Source organism: Pantoea sp. AG1095 (assembly GCF_003208415.1).
Classification (GTDB): domain Bacteria; phylum Pseudomonadota; class Gammaproteobacteria; order Enterobacterales; family Enterobacteriaceae; genus Pantoea; species Pantoea leporis.
On the sequence record NZ_QKMJ01000001.1, the window covers coordinates 850,025 to 869,895 of the forward strand.

Consider the following 19,871-nt stretch of genomic DNA (forward strand, 5'->3'; position numbering starts at 1 on the left):
ATTTCAGTCACAGATTGAACGAGGCGGTAGCTGGCAGCCATTAGCCAAACTACATTCATTAGCGGAGCTAACGACACACCTCGCAACGGGTTTTTACTAAACGGTAACGTAAGTTAAAATTCTGTTGATTTTATGTGGGGTTATTTTTGAGGTTTTTCGATGAATATGGTTGAGGGATTAGCATGGTTAACAAATTAACCAGTATCGTGCTCGCGATTCTGGCGATTGCCTTGCTGTACATGGGCGGCAAGCTGTTGATGCTGGGCGGCAGCGCCTTCTATGCGCTGATGGCGGTGGGATTACTTATCACCGCAATTTTACTGTTCCGCAACCAGCGCAGCGCGCTGGCGCTGTATGCGGTGCTGATGTGGATTACGCTCGCCTGGATTATCTGGGAAGTGGGCTTTGATAAATGGCAGTGGATCCCACGCGGTGACCTGTTCGGCGTGATCGGCCTGTGGCTGGCGATGCCGTGGGTGGTGAAACCGCTGTATCGCGGCGAACGCCGTTTCCACGGCTTCCTCGGCGGCACTGTGATTATCATGATCGTGGTGGTGATTGGTCTATGCTTCTACGATCCGGTTCCGCAGCAAGGCACCATCAGCAATGCCCGCGAGCAAAACAGCGAGCAGGGCGCCGCTAACGACTGGACCGCGTACGGTGGTTCGTCTGACGGCCTGCGTTTCTCGGCGCTGAATCAGATCAGCAAAGACAACGTCAAAAACCTCGAAGTTGCATGGACCTATCACACCGGTGATTTGCGCCAGGATGCGGATGCCACCGAATACACCTTCGAAGCTACGCCGCTGAAAGCCAACGGTATGCTGTATTTCTGTACGCCGCATAACGAAGTGCATGCGCTTGATCCGGAAACCGGCGCGGTGAAGTGGAAATTCACGCCAAATAAAGATCGCTCTTACCTGCAGCAGCATCAGACGTGTCGCGGCGTAAGCTACTACGAAGAAACCCCGGTTGCCGCACAGGATAGCACCGCAAATCCGGCCATCTGCCGTAAGCGTATCTTTAACGCCACCACCGATGCGCAGCTGATTGCGCTGGATGCCGATACCGGTAAACCGTGCGCAGATTTCGGTCAGAACGGTGTGGTTGATCTGCACGCCAACATGGGTGAAGTGCGTCCACATGCGCTGATGCAAACCGCAGCACCGCTGGTGGCGGGCAAGCTGGTGATCGTTGGCGGTTCCGTGATGGATAACGGCTTCAACAGCGGCAACCCGTCAGGCGTGATTCGTGCCTATGACGTGCAAAGCGGTCGTCTGGTGTGGAACTTTGATCCGGCTAACCCGGAAAACACCGCGCCAATTGCTGCCGGTCAAAACTACCCGCAGGACACGCCAGTGGCGTGGGGCACGTTGAGTGCTGACCTGAAAAATGGCGTAGTCTATGTGCCGTTTGGTAACGCTTCACCGGATGAAGTAGGCATTGAACGCGATCCGAACAGCAACACCGAGAAGTTCCGTGATGCGCTGGTGGCGCTGGATCTGCAAACCGGTGCGTTCAAATGGCGCTATCAGAGCTCCAACCACGATCTGTGGGACCGCGATAATCCGTCACAGCCTTCGCTGGTGGACATCGATTATCAAGGCCAGAAGCAGCCTGTGGTGATCCTGCCGACCAAAACCGGCAACCTGTTTGTGCTGAACCGTCTTACCGGCCAGCCGGTGTATCCGGTAAACCAGGTGAAGGTTTCAACTGAAGGTGGCGTAGCGGGTGAGAAATTTGCGGCGACTCAGCCGGTTTCCAGCCTGAACTTCATCCCGCAGCCGTTGACCGAGAAGTCAATGTGGGGCATCACACCGTTTGACCAGATGTCATGCCGCATGGATTTCCGTAGCCTGCGCTATGATGGTAATCCGTGGACGCCAGCAACGGAAGGCGGTTCACTGATCTTCCCTGGCAACATTGGTGTGTTCAACTGGGGTTCTGTTGCTGTCGATCCGCAGCGTCAAATGCTGATTGCCGCGCCAGTGCGTCTGGCCTACAAGTACAACCTGATCAAACGCACCGAGCAGACCGCCACCGAGCGCCTGTTCACCAAAGATGGCACGCCATACTGGAACGAAAACTTCCACGGTGACTACGCGATCCATATCCAGCAGATGGCGTCAGGCCTCGGCATTCCCTGTGTAGCGCCGCCTTGGGGCCGCATGGTGGGCGTGGATCTGAAGACCGGTAAAACCGAATGGCTGCGCCGCGTGGGCGTCACCAAAAACCTGAAGACCAGCTTCCTGCCTGGCCGCTTCCCCATCGGCTTCCCGATGGGCATGGTGGCGCACGGTGGTCCATTGCTGACCGCAGGGGATTTGGTGTTCCACGGTGCAACTGCGGATAACTTCTTCCGCGCCTACGACAGCACCACCGGCGAACTGCTGTGGCAGACCGAGCTGAGTGCCGGTGCGCAAGCCACGCCGTCTACCTTTATGGGTAAAGACGGTAAGCAGTATGTAGTGATTGCCGCAGGCGGTCACGGTTCGCTTGGCACCCAGGCGGGTGACAGCGTTGTGGCATTCCGTTTGAAGTAATCGCAGTAAAATAGAATAAGGCGCCCGCTGTGGCGCCTTTTTTTGTTTTTGTCAGGTTATATTGAACCTCCGTGAAAGACGCCACTGATCAGGAATTCTATGACTATCGCCTGCCTGCATACCGCCGCCAGTAATATCGCTATTTTCGATGACGCCGCGCACTCACTGGGCATGAGCAACGGCGCACTGAGTCATATCGTGATGCCGCATTTGCTGGCGGAAGCCGAGCTGACCGGTGGCATGACCGCTTCTCAGCAGCAAAAGCTGGAACAGCTGTTACGCAGCCTGACGCCGTGGTTCGACGCGATTCTGATTACCTGCTCGACGCTGGGTCCGGTTGCCGATGGTTTTTGTGTTGAAGGGCATGATTGCCCGGTGTATCGCACCGATCGCATGCTGGCCGATGAAGTGCACCGTTTGCCGGGTAAATCTCTGGTGCTGTGTGCGGCGGAATCCACACTGGCGGCGACGCGAGCGCTGTTTTGCCCAGCGACGCTGCCGGTTGAACAGCATCCTGTTGTGCAGCTGATTCCTGGCGCATGGGCGGCGTTCAAAGCGGGTCATCAGGATGCGTATCTGCAGATGATTGCGCAAGCGGTGGCAGACGGGAAGCAGCAGGGCGCGGATCATGTGGCGCTGGCCCAGGTTTCCATGGCGGCGGCGTCCAGGCTGTTTAGTGCCGATAGTCAGCCGTTAACCAGCCCGCAGCTGGCGTTAAAGGTGGTACATAATTTTTCGTAGGGTGCGCACGCAAGACCGCGCATCAGGTTAACGTTTACTTTCATGTAAATAATAATCATTTGCATTAATGGGTATAACTCATTATCGTTAGCAACACTTTGTAACCCATAGCGATTTAACCCCTAAAAATCCTCAATCAAAGAGGACGCTATTCTGCTGTCGCTTTTCATGAGCGCTCTTTTCATTTTCCTGACATACGCCCACATCCGCGATTTGGTAGACTCAAGATTGAGAATGAACGTTCACTACAGGATTATTCATGAAGAATTTTCAGCGCACGGCCATCGCCGGGCTGGTGTTATTGCTCGCCGCCTGTGACCAAAATAGCGCCCCGCCAGCGGGCGACATGACCACCGAAGTCGGCGTGAAAACGCTGCAAACTGAGTCGGTGACGCTCGATAGTCAACTCACCGGACGCGTGGTGGGCAGCATGGTGTCGGAAGTGCGTCCGCAGGTGGACGGTATCATCCAGAAGCGCCTGTTTACCGAAGGCGACGAAGTCAAAGCCGGTCAGGTGCTGTATCAAATCGATGCGGCCAGCTATCAGGCCAGCTACGACCAGGCCGTTGCGCAGTTGAAAAATGCGCAGGCGTTAGTGAAAAGTAGCCAGTTAAAATCCGCGCGCTATAGCGCGCTGGTGAAAGAGAACGGCGTATCGCGTCAGGATGCCGACGATGCGCTGGCAACCTATCAACAGAACGTGGCGTCGGTTGATCAATATCGTGCCGCCGTCGAAAGCGCCCGTATCAACCTTAACTACACGCAAATCAAAGCACCAATTTCTGGCCGCATCGGCATCTCGTCGGTGACGCCGGGCGCGCTGGTGACCTCGGCGCAAACCACGGCGCTGGCGACCATTCGCGCGCTCGATCCGATCTATGTCGATCTCACGCAATCCAGCGTGCAACTGCTGAAACTGAAGCGTCAGCAGGCTTCCCTTCAGCAGAGCAGCGATGTGGTGCCAGTAACGGTAAAACTGGAAGACGGCAGCAATTACGATCATCCCGGCAAGCTGGAACTGACCGAAGTGGCGGTTGATGAAGCCACCGGCACCGTTACGCTGCGCGCGATCTTCCCCAATCCGCAGCATGAATTGTTGCCGGGCATGTATGTGCGCGCCAGCGTCACCAACGGTGTTAAAAACGATGCGATTCTGGCCCCGCAGCAGGGCATCACGCGTGATGCCAAGGGCAACGCCACGGCGCTGGTGGTGGATAACGAGAACAAAGTGCAAAGCCGGGAAGTGGTGACCGATCGGGTTATCGGCAACACCTGGCTGGTGACCAGCGGGTTAAACAGCGGCGACAAGCTGATTGTCGAAGGCACCGCCAAAGTGCAGGCCGGGATGACGGTAAAAGCAGTTGAAGTGACGCCAAACAGCGCCAGAAGCGGAGGCCAGTAACTATGTTGGCTCAGTTCTTTATTCGCCGCCCGGTATTCGCCTGGGTGATCGCCATCTGCATCATGATGTTTGGCGTGCTCAGCATTAAAAGCCTGCCGATTGCGCAATATCCCGACGTCGCACCGCCGCAGATCAGTATTCAGGCTACTTACACCGGCGCGTCGGCGGAAACGCTGGAAAGCAGCGTCACGCAGGTGATCGAGCAGCAGCTCACCGGCCTCGACGGCTTGCTTTATTTCGATTCCACCAGCACAGCCTCAACCGGCCAGGTAAAAATCAGCGTCACTTTCCAGCAGGGCACCGATCCGGATATTGCGCAGGTGCAGGTGCAGAACAAAGTGCAGCAGGCCGAAAGCCGCTTGCCGACGTCCGTTACCACGCAAGGCGTGACGGTGGAGAAGGCGCAAAGCGACTTCCTGTTGATTCTGGCGCTGTACGATAAAACCAACCAAAGCACCTCGGCCGATGTGGCGGACTACATGGTCAGTAACATGGAAGATACGCTGGCGCGCGTGCCGGGCGTCGGTAGCGTGCAGGTGTTTGGTGCCGAATACGCCATGCGCATCTGGCTCGATCCCGCCAAACTCGCCTCCTTTTCGCTGATGCCGTCCGATGTGACCAGCGCGCTGGAGAGCCAGAATACCCAGGTTTCCTCCGGTCAGCTGGGCGCGCAACCGGCCAGCAAAGAGCAGCAGCTGGTGGCGACCGTGCGTTCGCGTTCACGTCTGCAAACGCCGGAACAGTTCCGCAATATCGTGCTGAAAAGCCAAAGCGACGGATCGGTGGTGCATCTGAGTGATGTGGCTCGCGTGGAAATGGGTGACGAGGATTACAGCGCCAACGTGCTGGCGAACGGTCACCCGGCTTCAGGGATTGCGGTGCAGCTGGCGTCCGGCGCCAATGCGCTGTCAACCGCCGAACAGGTGAAAGCCACCATCGACGAGTTCCGCAGCAGCATGCCGCCGGGCTATGAAGTGGCGTATCCGCTCGACAGCACCGACTTCGTGAAAATCTCGATTGAAGAGGTGGTGAAAACCCTGATCGAGGCGGTGATTCTGGTGGTGATCGTGATGTTCGTGTTTCTGCAGAACATCCGCACCACGCTGATTCCGGCGATTGCCGTGCCGGTGGTGTTGCTGGGAACCTTTGGCGTGCTGTCACTGTTCGGGTACTCGATCAACACCTTAACTATGTTCGGCATGGTGCTCGCCATTGGGCTGTTAGTGGATGACGCAATCGTAGTGGTGGAAAACGTCGAGCGTGTGATGCGCGAAGAGGGTTTGCCGCCGCGTCAGGCCACTGAAAAATCGATGAAGGAGATCACCGGCGCGCTGATTGGTATCGCGCTGGTGCTGTCGGCGGTGTTTCTGCCGATGACCTTCTTTAGCGGCTCAACCGGCGTTATCTATCGTCAGTTCTCCATCACCATTGTGTCATCGATGGTGCTCTCGGTGATCGTGGCGTTAACGTTGACGCCGGCGTTGTGCGCCACGCTGCTCAAACCGCACAACGAAGAAGGCGGCCAAAAGGGCTTTTTCGGCTGGTTCAATCGCAGCTACGAGCGCGTGCAGGCGCGTTATCACAACGGCGTGGGTCATGTGCTGCACAGTTCGGTGCGCTATCTGCTGCTCTACGCGGTGCTGCTGATCGGTTGCGCGGTGCTATATATGCGTTTGCCGACCGGCTTCCTGCCGACTGAGGATCAGGGCTATATCATGGTGCAATACCAGCTGGCACCGGGCGCGACGGAAAACCGCACCAGCGCGGTTCGTCGTCAGGTGCAGGAATACTTCGCGAGCAAAGAAAAAGACAACGTCAACGTCAGCATGCTGGTGAATGGCTTCAGTTTTGCCGGCAGCGGCCAGAACGCTGGGATTGGCTTTATCTCGCTGAAGAACTGGAGCGAGCGTAAAGGTGCTGAAAACAGTGCCGATGCCATTGCCGCGCGTGCAATGGCCAATCTTGCCAGCATTCGTGATGCGCAGATCTTCGTGCTGTCGCCGCCGTCGGTGTCCGGTTTGGGGCAGTCAGACGGATTCACCTTTGAGCTGCAGGCGCGTGGTGCCACCGGGCGCGATCAGCTACTGCAAATGCGCAATCAGCTGATTGCTGAAGCCAATCAGGATCCGCTACTCAGCGCGGTGCGTGCTAACACCTTGCCGGATTTGCCGCAGCTGCAAGTCAATATCGACGATGAAAAAGCGCAGTCGCTGGGTCTCACCATCAGCGACATCAACGACACGCTCAGTGCGGCGATTGGCGGCAGCTACATCAACGACTTCACCGATCGTGGCCGCGTGAAGAAGGTTTACATGCAGGGCGATCAGCAGTTCCGCAGCAAGCCGGAAGATATCGATCGCTGGTACGTGCGCGGCAGCGATAGCAACAGCAATACCACCATGGTGCCGTTTGCGTCGTTTGCCTCCTCAGAGTGGGCGTACGGCCCGGATGTGCTGTCTCGTTATAACGGCCTCGCGTCCTACGAAATCGAAGGTTCGGCGGCGGCCGGCAAGAGTTCTGGGGATGCGATCAGCGCGATGGAAAAACTGGCGGCGAAGCTGCCGGCGGGCACCACCTTTGCGTGGAGCGGCTTGTCCTATCAGGAAAAACTCTCCGGCAACCAGGCGATGTCGCTGTATGGCATCTCGCTGATTGTGGTGTTTCTGTGCCTGGCGGCGTTGTATGAAAGCTGGTCGGTGCCGTTCTCGGTGATGATGGTGGTGCCGCTAGGCGTGATCGGCTCGCTGCTGGCGATCAGCCTGCGCGGGCTGGAAAACGACGTCTACTTCCAGGTGGCGCTGTTAACCATCATTGGCTTGTCGGCGAAGAACGCGATTCTGATCGTTGAGTTCGCCGAAGACAATTACCGCAAAGGGGAAAGCCTGGTGAAGGCGGCGACGCACGCGGCATCGATGCGCCTGCGGCCCATCATTATGACTTCGCTGGCATTTACCGCTGGCGTATTGCCGCTGGCGATTTCCACCGGCGCGGGCGCCAACAGCCGTATTGCGATTGGTACCGGTATTATTGGCGGCACGCTGACCGCTACCTTGCTGGCGATCTTCTTTGTACCGCTGTTCTTTGTTCTGGTGCGTCGCGTGTTCCCGGCGATACCGCATGACGATAATCATGCATCTGTGGCCAAGGCGGGGGAATAACATGTCGGCAAAACTCTTAATGGTATTGGTTCCCGCGCTGCTGTCGGGTTGTGTGTCGCTCGATCCGCACTATGAGCGCCCGCAAGGCGCGGTCAGCAGCCAGATGCCGAGCGGTGAAGCCTATCGTTCATTGCAAGGCACGCCAGCCAGCAACTACCGCGACCTGAGCTGGCAGGATTATGTGCTCGACGCCAAACTGCGCCAGGTGGTGGCGATGGCGCTGGATAGCAGCCGCGACTTGCGTGAAGCGGTGGCCAGCGTTAAATCCGCGCATGCGCAATACGGTGAAGAGCGCGCCAATCTGTTCCCGGCTATTAGCGCCGGCGTGAGCGGCACGCGTTCACGCGCGTTAACAGGCGAAGGCAATCAAACCGCCATCAGCAACAGTTATTCGGCAGAAGGCAGCGTCAGTTCGTTTGAACTCGATCTGTTTGGCAAAAACCAGAGCCTGACGCGCGAGCAGTATGAAACCTATCTCGGCACGCTGCAGGGCGCACGCAGCACGCGCCTGACGGTGTTGTACAACACCGTGGATTACTGGCTGCAGCTCGCCGCCGATCGCAGCAATCTGGCGATTGCTAAAGAGACCGCCGAGAGTGCGCGACAATCGTGGCAGGTGACGCGCAAGCAGATGGAAAATGGTATCGCCTCAATGGTGGATGTCTCGTCTGCGGAAACCACCTATCAATCCGCGCAGGCCGATGTCGCCAGCTACAGCACGCTGGTGGCGCAGGATAAAAACGCGCTGGATTTGGTGGTGGGCCGCAGCGTGCCGGATAACCTGCTGCCTGACAGCATTGAGTCGATCGGTAACGCACTGCGCGAGGTACCTGCGGGCGTCTCATCAGATGCGTTGCTGAATCGTCCTGATGTGTTGCAAGCCGAGCATAATCTCAAGTCTGCCAACGCCAGTATCGGCGCGGCGCGTGCCAACTTCTTCCCGAGCATTACGCTGACGGGCAGCGGCGGCGTCGGCAGTAGCGATCTGTCGACGCTGTTTAAAAACGGGGCGGGCATTTGGTCGTTTGCGCCGAGCATTTCGCTGCCGATTTTCCAGGGCGGCTACAACGTCTCTTACCTGAAATACACCAAAGCACAGAAGGAATATTACGTAGCGGCGTATGAGAAAGCGGTGCAAACCGCCTTCCAGGAAGTGGCGGATGCGCTGGCGCGTCGTGGCACCATCAACGATCAGCTCAGCAGTCAGCAGCGTAATGTAGCGGCATCGCAAACCTATTATCATCTGGCGGATCTGCGCTACCGCAACGGCGTTGATAGCTACCTCAATGCGTTAACCGCGCAGCGCACGCTGTACAGTGCCCGAACCAATCTGGTGAGTACGCAGCAAGCCTATTACCTGAATTTGATCACCTTCTATAAAGTGATGGGTGGCGGCACGGCGTTGAAAGAATCTGAAATAATGAGCGCGCAATAATTGCACTTTTCGTAGCGGCGCGATTTATCGCGCAATAAATTGCGCCGCTACAATGCCTGCGTGCGGGGAAGCAAGAATTGGAAACATTGTCTGGGTTTCTCACCGGAAACGCATCACGTATGATGACGGGAATAAACGATAAATTCTTTTTCGGAGCCAATGTGAGTCACTCTGAACATGACGATTTTCTCTTACAGCGTCAGCAGCAGGTGATTTCTGCGGCGAAAGTCTGTTTTAGTCGCTCCGGATTTCATGGCGCCAGCATGGCGGATATTAGCCGTGAATCTGCGTTAGGGGCAGGGCAAATATATCGTTACTTTAACAGTAAAGAGCTTATTATGATGGAAACCATAAAAAGCATCGCGCAGAATTGGCGCCTGTTTTTAATACAACACTTGCCCGCACAACAATCGACTCAGGATATTATCAACGCTGATTCGCCATTCTGGCGGCATTGGCCGAGTCAGGACCGGAAATTATTACTGGAAATGTATTCTGAGGCGTCGCGTAATGAATCGGTGCGTACCATTCTGGCCCAGCAGGAGCAATTATTACTTGCTGAGTTAGCGGCTATTTTTCGCGCGCAACAACCTGATATCGATCCAACACAGCGCGCCAATCGCATTCAATTTTTATTGCTGCTGGTCGATGGCGTCGCCTGTCGCGCCTTCGGCGATAGCGACCTGGACCAACGTGAAATGCAGCGGGTTAACGGCGTTCTCAGCCAGCATCTGTTCGGCTGAATTTACATCGCACCGTGCGGATAGACATCATTCACCACCGCATTGAAAAACGGCATAAAGCCCGGCGCCATATCGCGCTGCTTCATGCAGCGGCGAATAATAATGCCGTCAATAATTAGCGACATCACATATAAGCGGGTGTGAATGGCATTGGCATCCTGCTCGGGGTGAAGCGCCTGCTCCTGAGCAATAAAATTATTTTTAAGCTCATGCCAGGCATCGAGCATGATTTGTTGGATGCGATTATTACGCGTGGCTTCAGATGACACTTCCATCAGCAGAATAATACTGTTTTCCACTGCCGCCGGCACAATATCTTCCGCTTCGTGATAATGTCCCTTCATATGCGCGATACGTTCAAAGTCGGCATTGAGTAGCGTGATCATCCGCTGCACCACATTGGTGACTAATGCCTCAATGATCGCCTCTTTGTTTTTATAGTATTTATAAATTAAACCAATACTGACGTCGGCCTGGTTGGCAATATTCTGAATCGATGTCTGGTGAAAGCCCTTCAGCCGCATGCATTGCTCGGCGGCGGCCAGGATCTGTTCGCTTCGGTTCATGATTATTACACTCACAGAATAAAGCGGCTATTTTACGCAATTAAAGCTGTACTGGCGATGAATAAAAACATTAACCCAACCTGATTATTTCGGCGCTTTAGCGTTGTTCAGTTTTTTTGATTTAAGCGAGCAGTTTTGCCTGCTGTTCATGATTTTTCAGACCTCTATGATGGTGGACAGAAAAAATCATCAAGGAATAACATCATGAACATCCTGCGCGCCCAACGCGATCAGCTGTTTGAATATGGTCCTTTCACCATTCGCCGTCAGCGTCCCGGTGAAGCGTTTGGACCGCTGGCGATTGTCGACCAAATGACGCTGCAACTGGATGCCACTATCCCGCTGCATTCTCATCAGAATAGCGAGATTTTCAGCTACGTTTGGCGCGGTTCGCTGCTGCACAGCACCGAGCAGGGTGAAACGCACTCCCTTAACGCCAAACGCGCGCTGCTGCTGAGTGCCGGTAGCGGCATGCGCTTTGCCGAGTCTGCGCCTTTTATCGAAACCGAGATGTTGCAGGCCACCATTAATCCAGCGCAAACCGGCGGTGAGCCGCAGGTCAATACCTTTACCCGCGCGGACGGTGCGACAGTAAACGCATGGACGTTACTGGCAGGGCCGCACGGCAGTGAGGCGCCGCTGGCGCTGAATCAGGCGGTATACATTTATGACCTGAAACTGGAGCGCGGCAAACAGGTGGATGTGCCACAGCGTGCAGGCTTTTCCAGCTGGATTACCGTGCTGGACGGCATTGTGCGTATGGATAATGAACGGATGCACAAAGGCGATTCCGTCAGCGATAACAAGGCTTTGCCAGCGTTGATGGGCGAGCGGGATGCAACGCTGATTGCGTTTCTGGTGCAGAAAAGCCTGTAGAGCCGCCATTCATGGGCACCTAACCCATCCTCCTCATAACATCGTGCTATCATCTGCGGATAAAACACCGGAGGAGGGTAATTCAATGAAAAAGAAAGAGTTCGTTACCCAGGATTTGCTGAGCAAGATCTATCAGGAAGATACCTCCGCGCCACGCAAATTACCGCCAGAACGCCAGCTGGCCGAGGAATATGGCGTATCGCGTTTCACTATCCGCCAGGCGCTGGAGAAACTGGTGAGTATCGGCGCGGTACGTATCGTGCAGGGATCAGGTATCTGGATTAATGAAACGGTACGTAATAACCCGCTGGTTTATAATTCGATCACCGAAAAGCGCTTTGATCAGATGCATTACCGCTCACTCAACCTGCGTAAAAGACGCCCCGATAGTGATGAGCAACAGATATTCGCCATTAACGACAACGCCTTTATCTGGGAGTTTTCCCGCCTGCGCTATGTCGATAATGTGGCAGTACAAATTGAAATATCGCGTATGCCCGCAACCTTATTTACCGATCTCAACGGTGAGATTATTGAGCGCTCGATACAGCAATATGTGTTGTCCAAAGGCTACCAAATCTCACATTTACTCACCAGCTATCGTGCGATTAGCGTTAACCGCGAACAGGCGACGCTACTGGGTTGTAAAAAAGGCAGTCCGGCGATGCACATTATTAATCGTGGTATTTTGCAGGGTGGGCAGGTGTATGAAATCAGCGATATCGTGGATATTCATTACACCTGCACCTATCTGATTCCGCATAACCCGGATAATCTGCGTTTCCGCCAGCAACAGCGCTAACTTATGGCGTGTGCATGGTGCCGTCTGGCAGGCGACTCTGCGTCCATTCATGCGGACGATAAACCACCGGATATTTTTCCGCTAACGCCTGATCAAAGCCGACGCCAATACCTGATGCTTGCGGCGGATAGAGATAGCCATTTTTAATTTCCGGCGCGCCGGGGAAAATGGCATCCGTCAGCGTTGAGCGTGGAATAAATTCCTGAATCGCAGCATTGTGCAGATGAATATTCAGATGTGTATTAACCGCCACGCCAATCGGCGTCATATCGCCTGGTCCGTGCCATGCCAGTCGCACACCAAATGCCTGACACAGTGCAGCCAGTTTCAATGCCGGCGTAATACCACCAATCTGCGAGACGTGACAACGAATAAAGTCGATGCGACGATTGACAATTAATTCGTGCCATTCTGCGGGATTATTAAATAATTCGCCTAACGCTAACGGCACCGCGCTTTGCTGACGCAACTGCGTTAGCCAGCCAGTTTGCGCGGGTGGGAGCACATCCTCAAGGAAGTAGGGCATATACCGCTCAAGCTGTTTTACCAGCTGAATGGCCTGCTGCGGGAATAAGCGCTCATGCACGTCATGCAATATTTCAAAACAGTGACCGTATTTCTCCCGCAACGCGCGGAACATCTCGACCGTATTCGTCATGTACTCTTGCTGCGAGTAATAAGCGCCGGAGGTGCTATTTTCCGGTGCGTGGAGTTCTTTCGGCGTTCCGCCGTAAAAGCCCAGCTGACAGCGGATATGGCGATAGCCTTTCTCTAAGGCGTTATCAACGGAGGTATAAAGTTCCTCCAGCGTTTCACCGCTGGCATGGGTGTAAGCTGCAATCGCATCGCGCGCTTTGCCGCCCCAAAGCTGATACAAAGGCATATCGGCTAACTGCGATTTAATATCCCACAGCGCCATATCCACGCCCGAAATGGCATTGTTGGTCACCGGCCCGTTACGCCAATAGGCATTAACGTTCATCATCTGCCACAGGTCTTCAATATTGTTGGCATCGCGTCCAACTAATAGCGGCACCAGATACTCATCCACCATGGTTTTTACCGCTAAAGGGCGCTGTTGAAAGGTGGCGCAGCCGTGACCGGTAATCCCTTTATTGGTGGTAACACGTACGGTAATAAGGTTATGGCGATCGGGGCGGGTAATAAAGCACTCAATACTTTCAATAAGGGTTGGGGTCACGTGAAATACTCCTGTGGCGCAGTCACTGCGCTCAATTTCAAGGCCTGTTGATAAGCTATTTTGGCGTATCATTACCGGGTTTTTATTGAGACGCAAACCCTTTTTCAGCCAATAAATATTGGTCAGTAAAAAAGAGTATTTATCGCGATAAAAACAGACCAATTTGCTATTTTAAAACTTAATAGCCCTGTTGCAGCGGGTTTTGTGATCGCAGTCATGATTTATTGGTTTGTTTTGTTGAGTGTCATTTATTACCATCCAGTGCAGATTTCATCAGGCTGTTTTTCTTCCCTCAGGAGCACGTATGGGAACGCAGGAAGTAATAAAAAATATAATCCACTTAGTGGGTGGGAAGAATAATATCAATAAAGTCTGGCATTGCATGACGCGTCTGCGCTTTGACCTTATTGATGACAATAAAGTTAACCAGAGCGAAATTAAAACCTTGCCCGGCGTATTGGGCGCGCAAATGCAGAGTGAACAATTCCAGATTATTATCGGGCCCAAGGTCAATAGCTGGTATGAGCAAATCGTTCCGGCGTTAAATAACGATGGCGTTCAGCCCGCGCAAAACCAGAAAGCGCGCAAAAGCCTTGTATCGCTGTTTATGGATACCGTTTCGGGCGTATTTGGCCCGATTGTTCCCGCCATTGCTGGTGCCGGGATGATCAAAGGCTTGCTGGCTGGATTAGTGGCGTTACAGCTGGTCTCGGCCAAAAGCGATACGGTGATGGTGATTGATTTAATCGCCAGCGGCGTGTTCTATTTCCTGCCGTTCTTTTTAGCGGTCTCTGCCGCCAAAATCTTTAAAACCAACGAGTATTTAGCCGCAGCCGTGGCGGCGTGTTTAATGTATCCCTCTTTAATCGATGCGGCAAAATCGCTGGCGGCGCATCAGGAGGGCGCAGTAAGCGCATTTTGGCTGATGGGCGTGCTGCCGGTTTCGGTATTTAATTATGCTTCCAGCGTTATCCCGGTCATCTTCTCTATTCTGGCTCTCAGCTATATCCATCGCGGGGTGGATCGTATTATGCCGGAAGTATTGAAAACCGTATTTACCCCAACCTTAACGCTGTTCCTGGCGGCATTGACCGCGCTGGTGGTAATTGGCCCGATGGGTATTTGGCTTGGCAAAGGTTTGGCGCTGTTTATTGAGGGCTTATTCAGTATCTCAGCGAGCTTTGCTGGCTTAATTGTCGGTGCCATTCGCCCCGTTGCGGTGCTAACCGGCATGCATCACGCGATGACACCGATTGCGCTGCAGAATTTCAGCGATCGCGGTTATGATATGTTGATGCCGATGATGTTTATGGCAAATATGTCGATTGCCGGAGCTACATTTGCTATCTGGAAATTGACTAAAAATCGTCAGGACAAAGTGGTCACACTTTCAGCCGCCATTTCAGCATTATTAGGCATTACAGAACCGGCGTTGTTTGGCGTGCTAACGCGCTACAAAAAAGCCTTTATTGCGGCAACGGTTTCCAGTGCGCTGGCTTCGGCCTTTATCGGTTTCTTTGGCGTGCGTTTATACGGCTATATTCTTTCCAGTATATTCAGTTTGCCGGCCTATATTGGCCCGTACTTTATCTGGGCCATTTCCGGCGTCGCCATTGCGCTTATTATGTCGTTTAGTCTGACATTAATGTTGGTAGGCAAAGAACCGGATTTAGTCGTACAGCCCGAGAATAAGTAATGTTTGGTCGCCATTTATGGCGACCAATTTACGCTTAGCTCACACTCGCCACCAGCCAGCTTTCCAGCTCGCTCAGCTCATTCATCTGCTGAGGATATTCTGCTTTCAACTGCGCTAATTGCGCCAATACGGTTTCAGGTCGATACACCGCGCCCTGCAGACGCAACGCCAGCGTTTCTAATGGCGAAGGGTTCAGGCTGTCGGTGAAAATCTGGCAGAGAGAAATCACTCCGCGTTCGACATCAAAGTGGATCTCAACGCCGCCCCAGACAAAACGCTCATTCAGCAGATGCGAGAAATCCGGTGCGTTACCAAAATTCCATTCCCAACTGCTTAGTCGCGCAAACTGCTCTTCAAAACCGGGCAAATCAGGCAGTGCGGCGGGGGAGATATGCTCCGGCTCGCACTCTTCCTGATAGTAATCGTAATAGGCGGCAATCACCTCACGGCAGATCGCCTCAAAGCTAATGCCTGGCACCAAATCAGCAATGTTGGCCACGCGCGATCGCACCGAGGTAATGCCTTTCGCCTGTAACTTTTTGCTGTCTGGATTGAGGTAATCGGCGAGACGCGACAAATCAGCATTCATCAAAAAGGTGCCGTGATGAAAACCGCGATCCGGCGTTTCACGGTAAGCAGATCCGGAAATCTTGCGCACCTCGCCATCCACGTTCACCACGATATCGTTGCGACCTGAGGCTTCAGCCGGAATGCCGAGCTGTTCCAACGCGTGCAGGATAATTGCCGTGGAGACCGATTTATCGTATTCCGGTTTGCCGGCCATAAAGGTAAAGCAGCAGTTGCCCAAATCGTGAAACACCGCGCCGCCACCGCTGCTGCGTCGCGCCAGCTTGATGCCGTCTTCCGCCATGCGCCGCGTGTTGCACTCTTTCCACGGATTCTGGGCGCGTCCGATAACCACGGTTTCGGCGTTCTGCCAGAGAAACAGCACGCGCTGCGTTGTCGGCATCTGGCGGAAAATGCACTCTTCTACCGCGAGGTTAAACCAGGGATCGTGTGAATCAGATATTAGCAAACGTAGGGTGGACATCATTCCTCCAGTTCCATGAGAAAGGGCAAACCGGGACAGAGTACGCTGAAGCGGATCGAAAGGTAAGAAACAGCAGCGCATTCCATTTCAATAATAAAAATGAATTAATCTCTAGACGACTGGTCTATTAGCTGTTACTTTGAATTCAAGTGCTAGACGACTGGTCTAGTTTAGACGTTTAATCCAGCAAGCAGGAGATTGATGATGAAGATTCTTATGGTTCTAACCTCACACGACCAATTGGGTAACACCGGCCGCAAAACCGGTTTCTGGCTGGAAGAGCTGGCCGCGCCTTACTACGCCTTCAAAGATGCTGGCGCAGAAATCACGCTGGCGTCACCGAAAGGCGGCAATCCGCCGTTAGATCCTAAAAGCAATGAACCCGATTTCCAGACGGAGCAAACGCATCGCTTTGAAGCTGATGCAGCAGCAACCGCGCAACTTGCCGCCACCGTGCGTCTGGACAGCGTATCGCCAGCCGATTTCGACGCGGTGTTTTACCCAGGCGGTCACGGTCCGCTGTGGGATTTAGCAGAAGATCAGCACTCAATCGCGCTGATCGAAGGCTTCCTGGCCGCCAACAAGCACGTTGCGTTGGTGTGTCATGCGCCGGGCGTGCTGCGCCACGTCAAAACACCGGAAGGAAAACCGCTGGTAGCAGGCCGTAAAGTCACCGGTTTTACCAACAGCGAAGAGGAAGCGGTTGGCCTGACTCTGGTGGTGCCTTTCCTGGTGGAAGACGAGCTGATTGCGAAGGGTGGTTTGTATTCGAAAGGCGCGGACTGGAGTTCCTATGTCGTCAGCGATGGTTTGCTGATTACCGGACAAAACCCAACGTCTTCAGCAGAGACGGCGCAACAGTTGATCAAGCAACTGGCGCAATAAACGCATCGGGAGGCGAACCGCTGTCCGCCTCCCTTATTGCAGCAGTAAACGCATGTTCAGCACCTAGACGACTGGTCTAGTATTTGGTAATCTACCGCTATGACGACTACATCCCAATTGCATAGCAATGAAATCCGCGATCACATCCTTGCCACTGGCCAACGCATTATGGCCGGCAAGGGTTTTTCGGCTGTCGGATTAAATGAAATCCTCACCGATGCCGGTGTGCCAAAAGGCTCGTTCTATCACTACTTCAGCTCGAAAGAGGCTTTTGGGGTGGATATGCTGGCGCGCTATTTCGATGATTATCTGGCTGAGCTTGACGCGACCTTGAGCCAGCCGGGCCTGACGATGGCGCAGCGGCTGATGAATTACTGGCAGCTGTGGCGTGAATCGCAATCGTTCTCTGATTGTCAGGGCAAGTGTCTGGCGGTGAAGCTAGCCGCGGAAGTTGCCGATCTCTCGGATAGCATGCGCGGCACGCTACAGACCGGCACGGCCGGCATTATCGCGCGACTGGCGGATGCGTTAGAAGCGGGTGTTGAGGAAGGTTCGTTGTCTATTGATGACAAACCGAGCCGCGTGGCGGAAAGCCTGTATCAGCTGTGGGTGGGCGCCAGCGTGATGGTGAAAATCGTGCGCAATACCGGCCCATTTGATTCCGCCATGAGCATGACGCAAAAGATCATTCGTATCACCGCTTAGTAAAAAGGGCGACTCAACAGAGTCGCCCTTTATTTTGTTGGGTCGCCATTGATAGCGACCTCAAATCACAAAACCGATTTCGCCGTGTTAACCACGTTCTCAACGGTAAAACCAAACTCTTTGAACAGCTGATCCGCAGGCGCTGACTCACCGAAGGTGGTCATGCCGACGATCGCGCCGTTCAGGCCGGTGTATTTGAACCAGTAATCCGCGATACCCGCTTCAATCGCCACGCGTGCGGCAACCGCTTTTGGCAGCACGGATTCACGGTACGCCGCGTCCTGCTTGTCGAAGGCGTCGGTGGATGGCATAGACACCACGCGCACCTTGCGGCCTTCCGCCGTCAGCTGATCAAACGCCGCCACCGCCAGTTCCACTTCTGAACCGGTGGCGATCAGGATCAGCTCTGGCGTACCTTCGCTGTCCTTCAGCACGTAACCGCCGCGCGCCACGTTAGCCAGCTGCTCAGCGCTACGATCCTGCTGCGCCAGGTTCTGACGCGAGAAGATTAGCGCCGACGGGCCGTCCACGCGTTCAATCGCGTACTTCCACGCCACCGCTGACTCAACCTGGTCGCACGGGCGCCACAGGCTCATGTTTGGCGTCACGCGCAGGCTGGCCATCTGCTCAACCGGCTGGTGCGTCGGGCCATCTTCGCCCAGACCAATCGAGTCGTGGGTGTACACCATGATCTGACGGATTTTCATCAGCGCGGCCATACGTGCGGCGTTACGCGCATACTCGACGAACATCAGGAAGGTGGCGGTGTACGGCAGGAAGCCGCCGTGCAGCGCGATACCGTTGGCGATGGCGGTCATACCGAACTCGCGCACGCCGTAATGGATGTAGTTGCCCGCCGCATCTTCGTTGATTGGCTTCGAGCCGGACCACATGGTGAGGTTGCTTGGCGCCAGGTCAGCGGAGCCGCCCAGATATTCCGGCAGGATTTTACCGAAGGCTTCGATGGCGTTCTGCGAGGCTTTACGGCTGGCGATTTTCGCCGGACTGGCCTGCAGCTGCTCGATGAACTTCTGCGACTCGCTGGCCCAGTTCGCCGGCAGCTCATTGTTCACGCGGCGCTTAAACTCGGCAGCCAGCTCCGGATGTGCGGCGGCGTAGGCGGCAAACTTCTGGTCCCACGCGGACTCTTTCGCCTGACCGGCTTCTTTGGCATCCCACTGCGCGTAGATGTCTGAAGGGATTTCAAACGGACCGTGGTTCCAGCCCAGCTGCTTGCGGGTCAGCGCGATTTCATCGGCACCCAGCGGCGCGCCGTGCGAGTCGTGCGTACCGGCTTTGTTCGGCGAACCAAAACCGATAACGGTTTTGCACATCAGCAGTGAAGGCTTGTCGGAAACCGCTTTGGCTTCTTCCACCGCTTTTTTAATCGCGTCCGCATCGTGACCGTCAACGCCGCGCACCACGTGCCAGCCGTAGGCTTCGAAACGTTTGGCGGTATCGTCGGTGAACCAGCCGTCAACGTGACCGTCGATGGAGATGCCGTTGTCGTCATAGAAAGCAACCAGTTTGCCCAGCTTCAGCGTACCGGCGATGGAGCAGACTTCGTGTGAGATGCCTTCCATCATGCAGCCGTCGCCCATAAACACGTAGGTGTTATGGTCTACGATGTCATGACCCGGACGGTTGAACTGCGCCGCCAGCGTGCGCTCGGCAATGGCAAAACCCACTGCGTTAGCGATGCCCTGACCCAGCGGGCCGGTGGTGGTTTCAACGCCTGCGGTGTAACCGTATTCAGGATGCCCCGGCGTTTTAGAGTGCAGCTGACGGAAATTTTTTAATTCGCTGAGCGGCAAATCGTAACCGCTCAGGTGCAGCAGGCTGTAAATCAGCATCGAGCCGTGACCGTTCGATAAAACGAAGCGGTCGCGGTTAGCCCAGTGAGGATTGCGTGGATTGTGCTGCAAATAGTCGAGCCACAACACTTCAGCGATGTCCGCCATGCCCAGCGGGGCGCCCGGATGTCCCGAATTGGCTTGTTGTACGCCATCCATACTCAAAGCGCGGATGGCGTTGGCTCTTTCCCGGCGTGTCGACATAAGGTTCTCC

Annotated in this window: 15 protein-coding genes; 11 read left to right on the forward strand and 4 right to left on the reverse strand. The window is 54.6% G+C overall.

The window, feature by feature from the left end; genetic code table 11:
- Positions 1-182 precede the first annotated feature (182 nt).
- The 6 genes from DEU53_RS04120 (at position 183) to DEU53_RS04145 (ending at position 10,022) form a co-directional block, all read left to right on the forward strand.
- Positions 183-2,543, forward strand: a complete 2,361-nt coding sequence (locus tag DEU53_RS04120) for a membrane-bound PQQ-dependent dehydrogenase, glucose/quinate/shikimate family (protein WP_110866112.1) — start codon at positions 183-185, stop codon at positions 2,541-2,543.
- Between the two features lie 99 nt (positions 2,544-2,642).
- The gene (locus DEU53_RS04125) at positions 2,643-3,284 is read left to right on the forward strand and encodes a glutamate racemase (protein ID WP_110866113.1); all 642 of its coding nucleotides are present in this window, start codon (positions 2,643-2,645) and stop codon (positions 3,282-3,284) included.
- Between the two features lie 259 nt (positions 3,285-3,543).
- A complete protein-coding gene (locus DEU53_RS04130) occupies positions 3,544-4,686 on the forward strand; it encodes an efflux RND transporter periplasmic adaptor subunit (protein ID WP_110866114.1) in 1,143 nt (380 codons plus the stop codon).
- A 2-nt stretch (positions 4,687-4,688) separates the two neighbouring features.
- On the forward strand, positions 4,689-7,844 hold the full coding sequence (locus tag DEU53_RS04135) for an efflux RND transporter permease subunit (protein WP_110866115.1): 3,156 nt from the start codon (positions 4,689-4,691) through the stop codon (positions 7,842-7,844).
- Between the two features lies 1 nt (position 7,845).
- Complete coding sequence (locus DEU53_RS04140; RefSeq protein WP_110866116.1) at positions 7,846-9,279, forward strand: efflux transporter outer membrane subunit; 1,434 nt, start codon at positions 7,846-7,848, stop codon at positions 9,277-9,279.
- A gap of 77 nt (positions 9,280-9,356) precedes the next feature.
- The gene (locus tag DEU53_RS04145) at positions 9,357-10,022 is read left to right on the forward strand and encodes a TetR/AcrR family transcriptional regulator (protein WP_233501656.1); all 666 of its coding nucleotides are present in this window, start codon (positions 9,357-9,359) and stop codon (positions 10,020-10,022) included.
- A gap of 2 nt (positions 10,023-10,024) precedes the next feature.
- Here DEU53_RS04145 and DEU53_RS04150 read toward each other — a convergent pair whose 3' ends face one another.
- Positions 10,025-10,588 carry a TetR/AcrR family transcriptional regulator gene (locus DEU53_RS04150; protein ID WP_110866117.1) on the reverse strand — a complete coding sequence of 188 codons (564 nt, stop codon included), beginning with the start codon at positions 10,586-10,588 and terminating at the stop codon, positions 10,025-10,027.
- Between the two features lie 204 nt (positions 10,589-10,792).
- On the opposite strand from DEU53_RS04150, the gene DEU53_RS04155 reads away from it, so the two are divergent.
- A complete protein-coding gene (locus tag DEU53_RS04155) occupies positions 10,793-11,464 on the forward strand; it encodes a pirin family protein (RefSeq protein WP_110866118.1) in 672 nt (223 codons plus the stop codon).
- An 85-nt stretch (positions 11,465-11,549) separates the two neighbouring features.
- Positions 11,550-12,266, forward strand: coding sequence for a GntR family transcriptional regulator (locus tag DEU53_RS04160; RefSeq protein ID WP_110866119.1), 717 nt, complete (start codon positions 11,550-11,552; stop codon positions 12,264-12,266).
- Between the two features lies 1 nt (position 12,267).
- Here DEU53_RS04160 and DEU53_RS04165 read toward each other — a convergent pair whose 3' ends face one another.
- Positions 12,268-13,467, reverse strand: a complete 1,200-nt coding sequence (locus DEU53_RS04165; RefSeq protein WP_110866120.1) for an enolase C-terminal domain-like protein — start codon at positions 13,465-13,467, stop codon at positions 12,268-12,270.
- Positions 13,468-13,771: 304 nt separating this feature from the next.
- Here DEU53_RS04165 and DEU53_RS04170 point away from each other — a divergent pair, with 304 nt between their 5' ends.
- A complete protein-coding gene (locus DEU53_RS04170) occupies positions 13,772-15,163 on the forward strand; it encodes a PTS transporter subunit EIIC (protein ID WP_110866121.1) in 1,392 nt (463 codons plus the stop codon).
- 34 nt (positions 15,164-15,197) lie between these two features.
- Here DEU53_RS04170 and DEU53_RS04175 read toward each other — a convergent pair whose 3' ends face one another.
- Positions 15,198-16,214 carry a lipoate--protein ligase A gene (locus tag DEU53_RS04175; protein ID WP_110866122.1) on the reverse strand — a complete coding sequence of 339 codons (1,017 nt, stop codon included), beginning with the start codon at positions 16,212-16,214 and terminating at the stop codon, positions 15,198-15,200.
- A 204-nt stretch (positions 16,215-16,418) separates the two neighbouring features.
- Between DEU53_RS04175 and DEU53_RS04180 the strand changes: the two genes are divergently transcribed.
- Positions 16,419-17,099, forward strand: coding sequence for a type 1 glutamine amidotransferase domain-containing protein (locus DEU53_RS04180; protein ID WP_110866123.1), 681 nt, complete (start codon positions 16,419-16,421; stop codon positions 17,097-17,099).
- 99 nt (positions 17,100-17,198) lie between these two features.
- Positions 17,199-17,804 carry a TetR/AcrR family transcriptional regulator gene (locus tag DEU53_RS04185; RefSeq protein WP_110866124.1) on the forward strand — a complete coding sequence of 202 codons (606 nt, stop codon included), beginning with the start codon at positions 17,199-17,201 and terminating at the stop codon, positions 17,802-17,804.
- Between the two features lie 65 nt (positions 17,805-17,869).
- Here the strand turns inward: DEU53_RS04185 and tkt are convergent, their stop codons facing one another.
- Positions 17,870-19,861 (reverse strand): transketolase, encoded by a 1,992-nt coding sequence (gene tkt / locus DEU53_RS04190; RefSeq protein WP_110866125.1) that lies wholly within the window; start codon positions 19,859-19,861, stop codon positions 17,870-17,872.
- Positions 19,862-19,871: the final 10 nt, after the last annotated feature.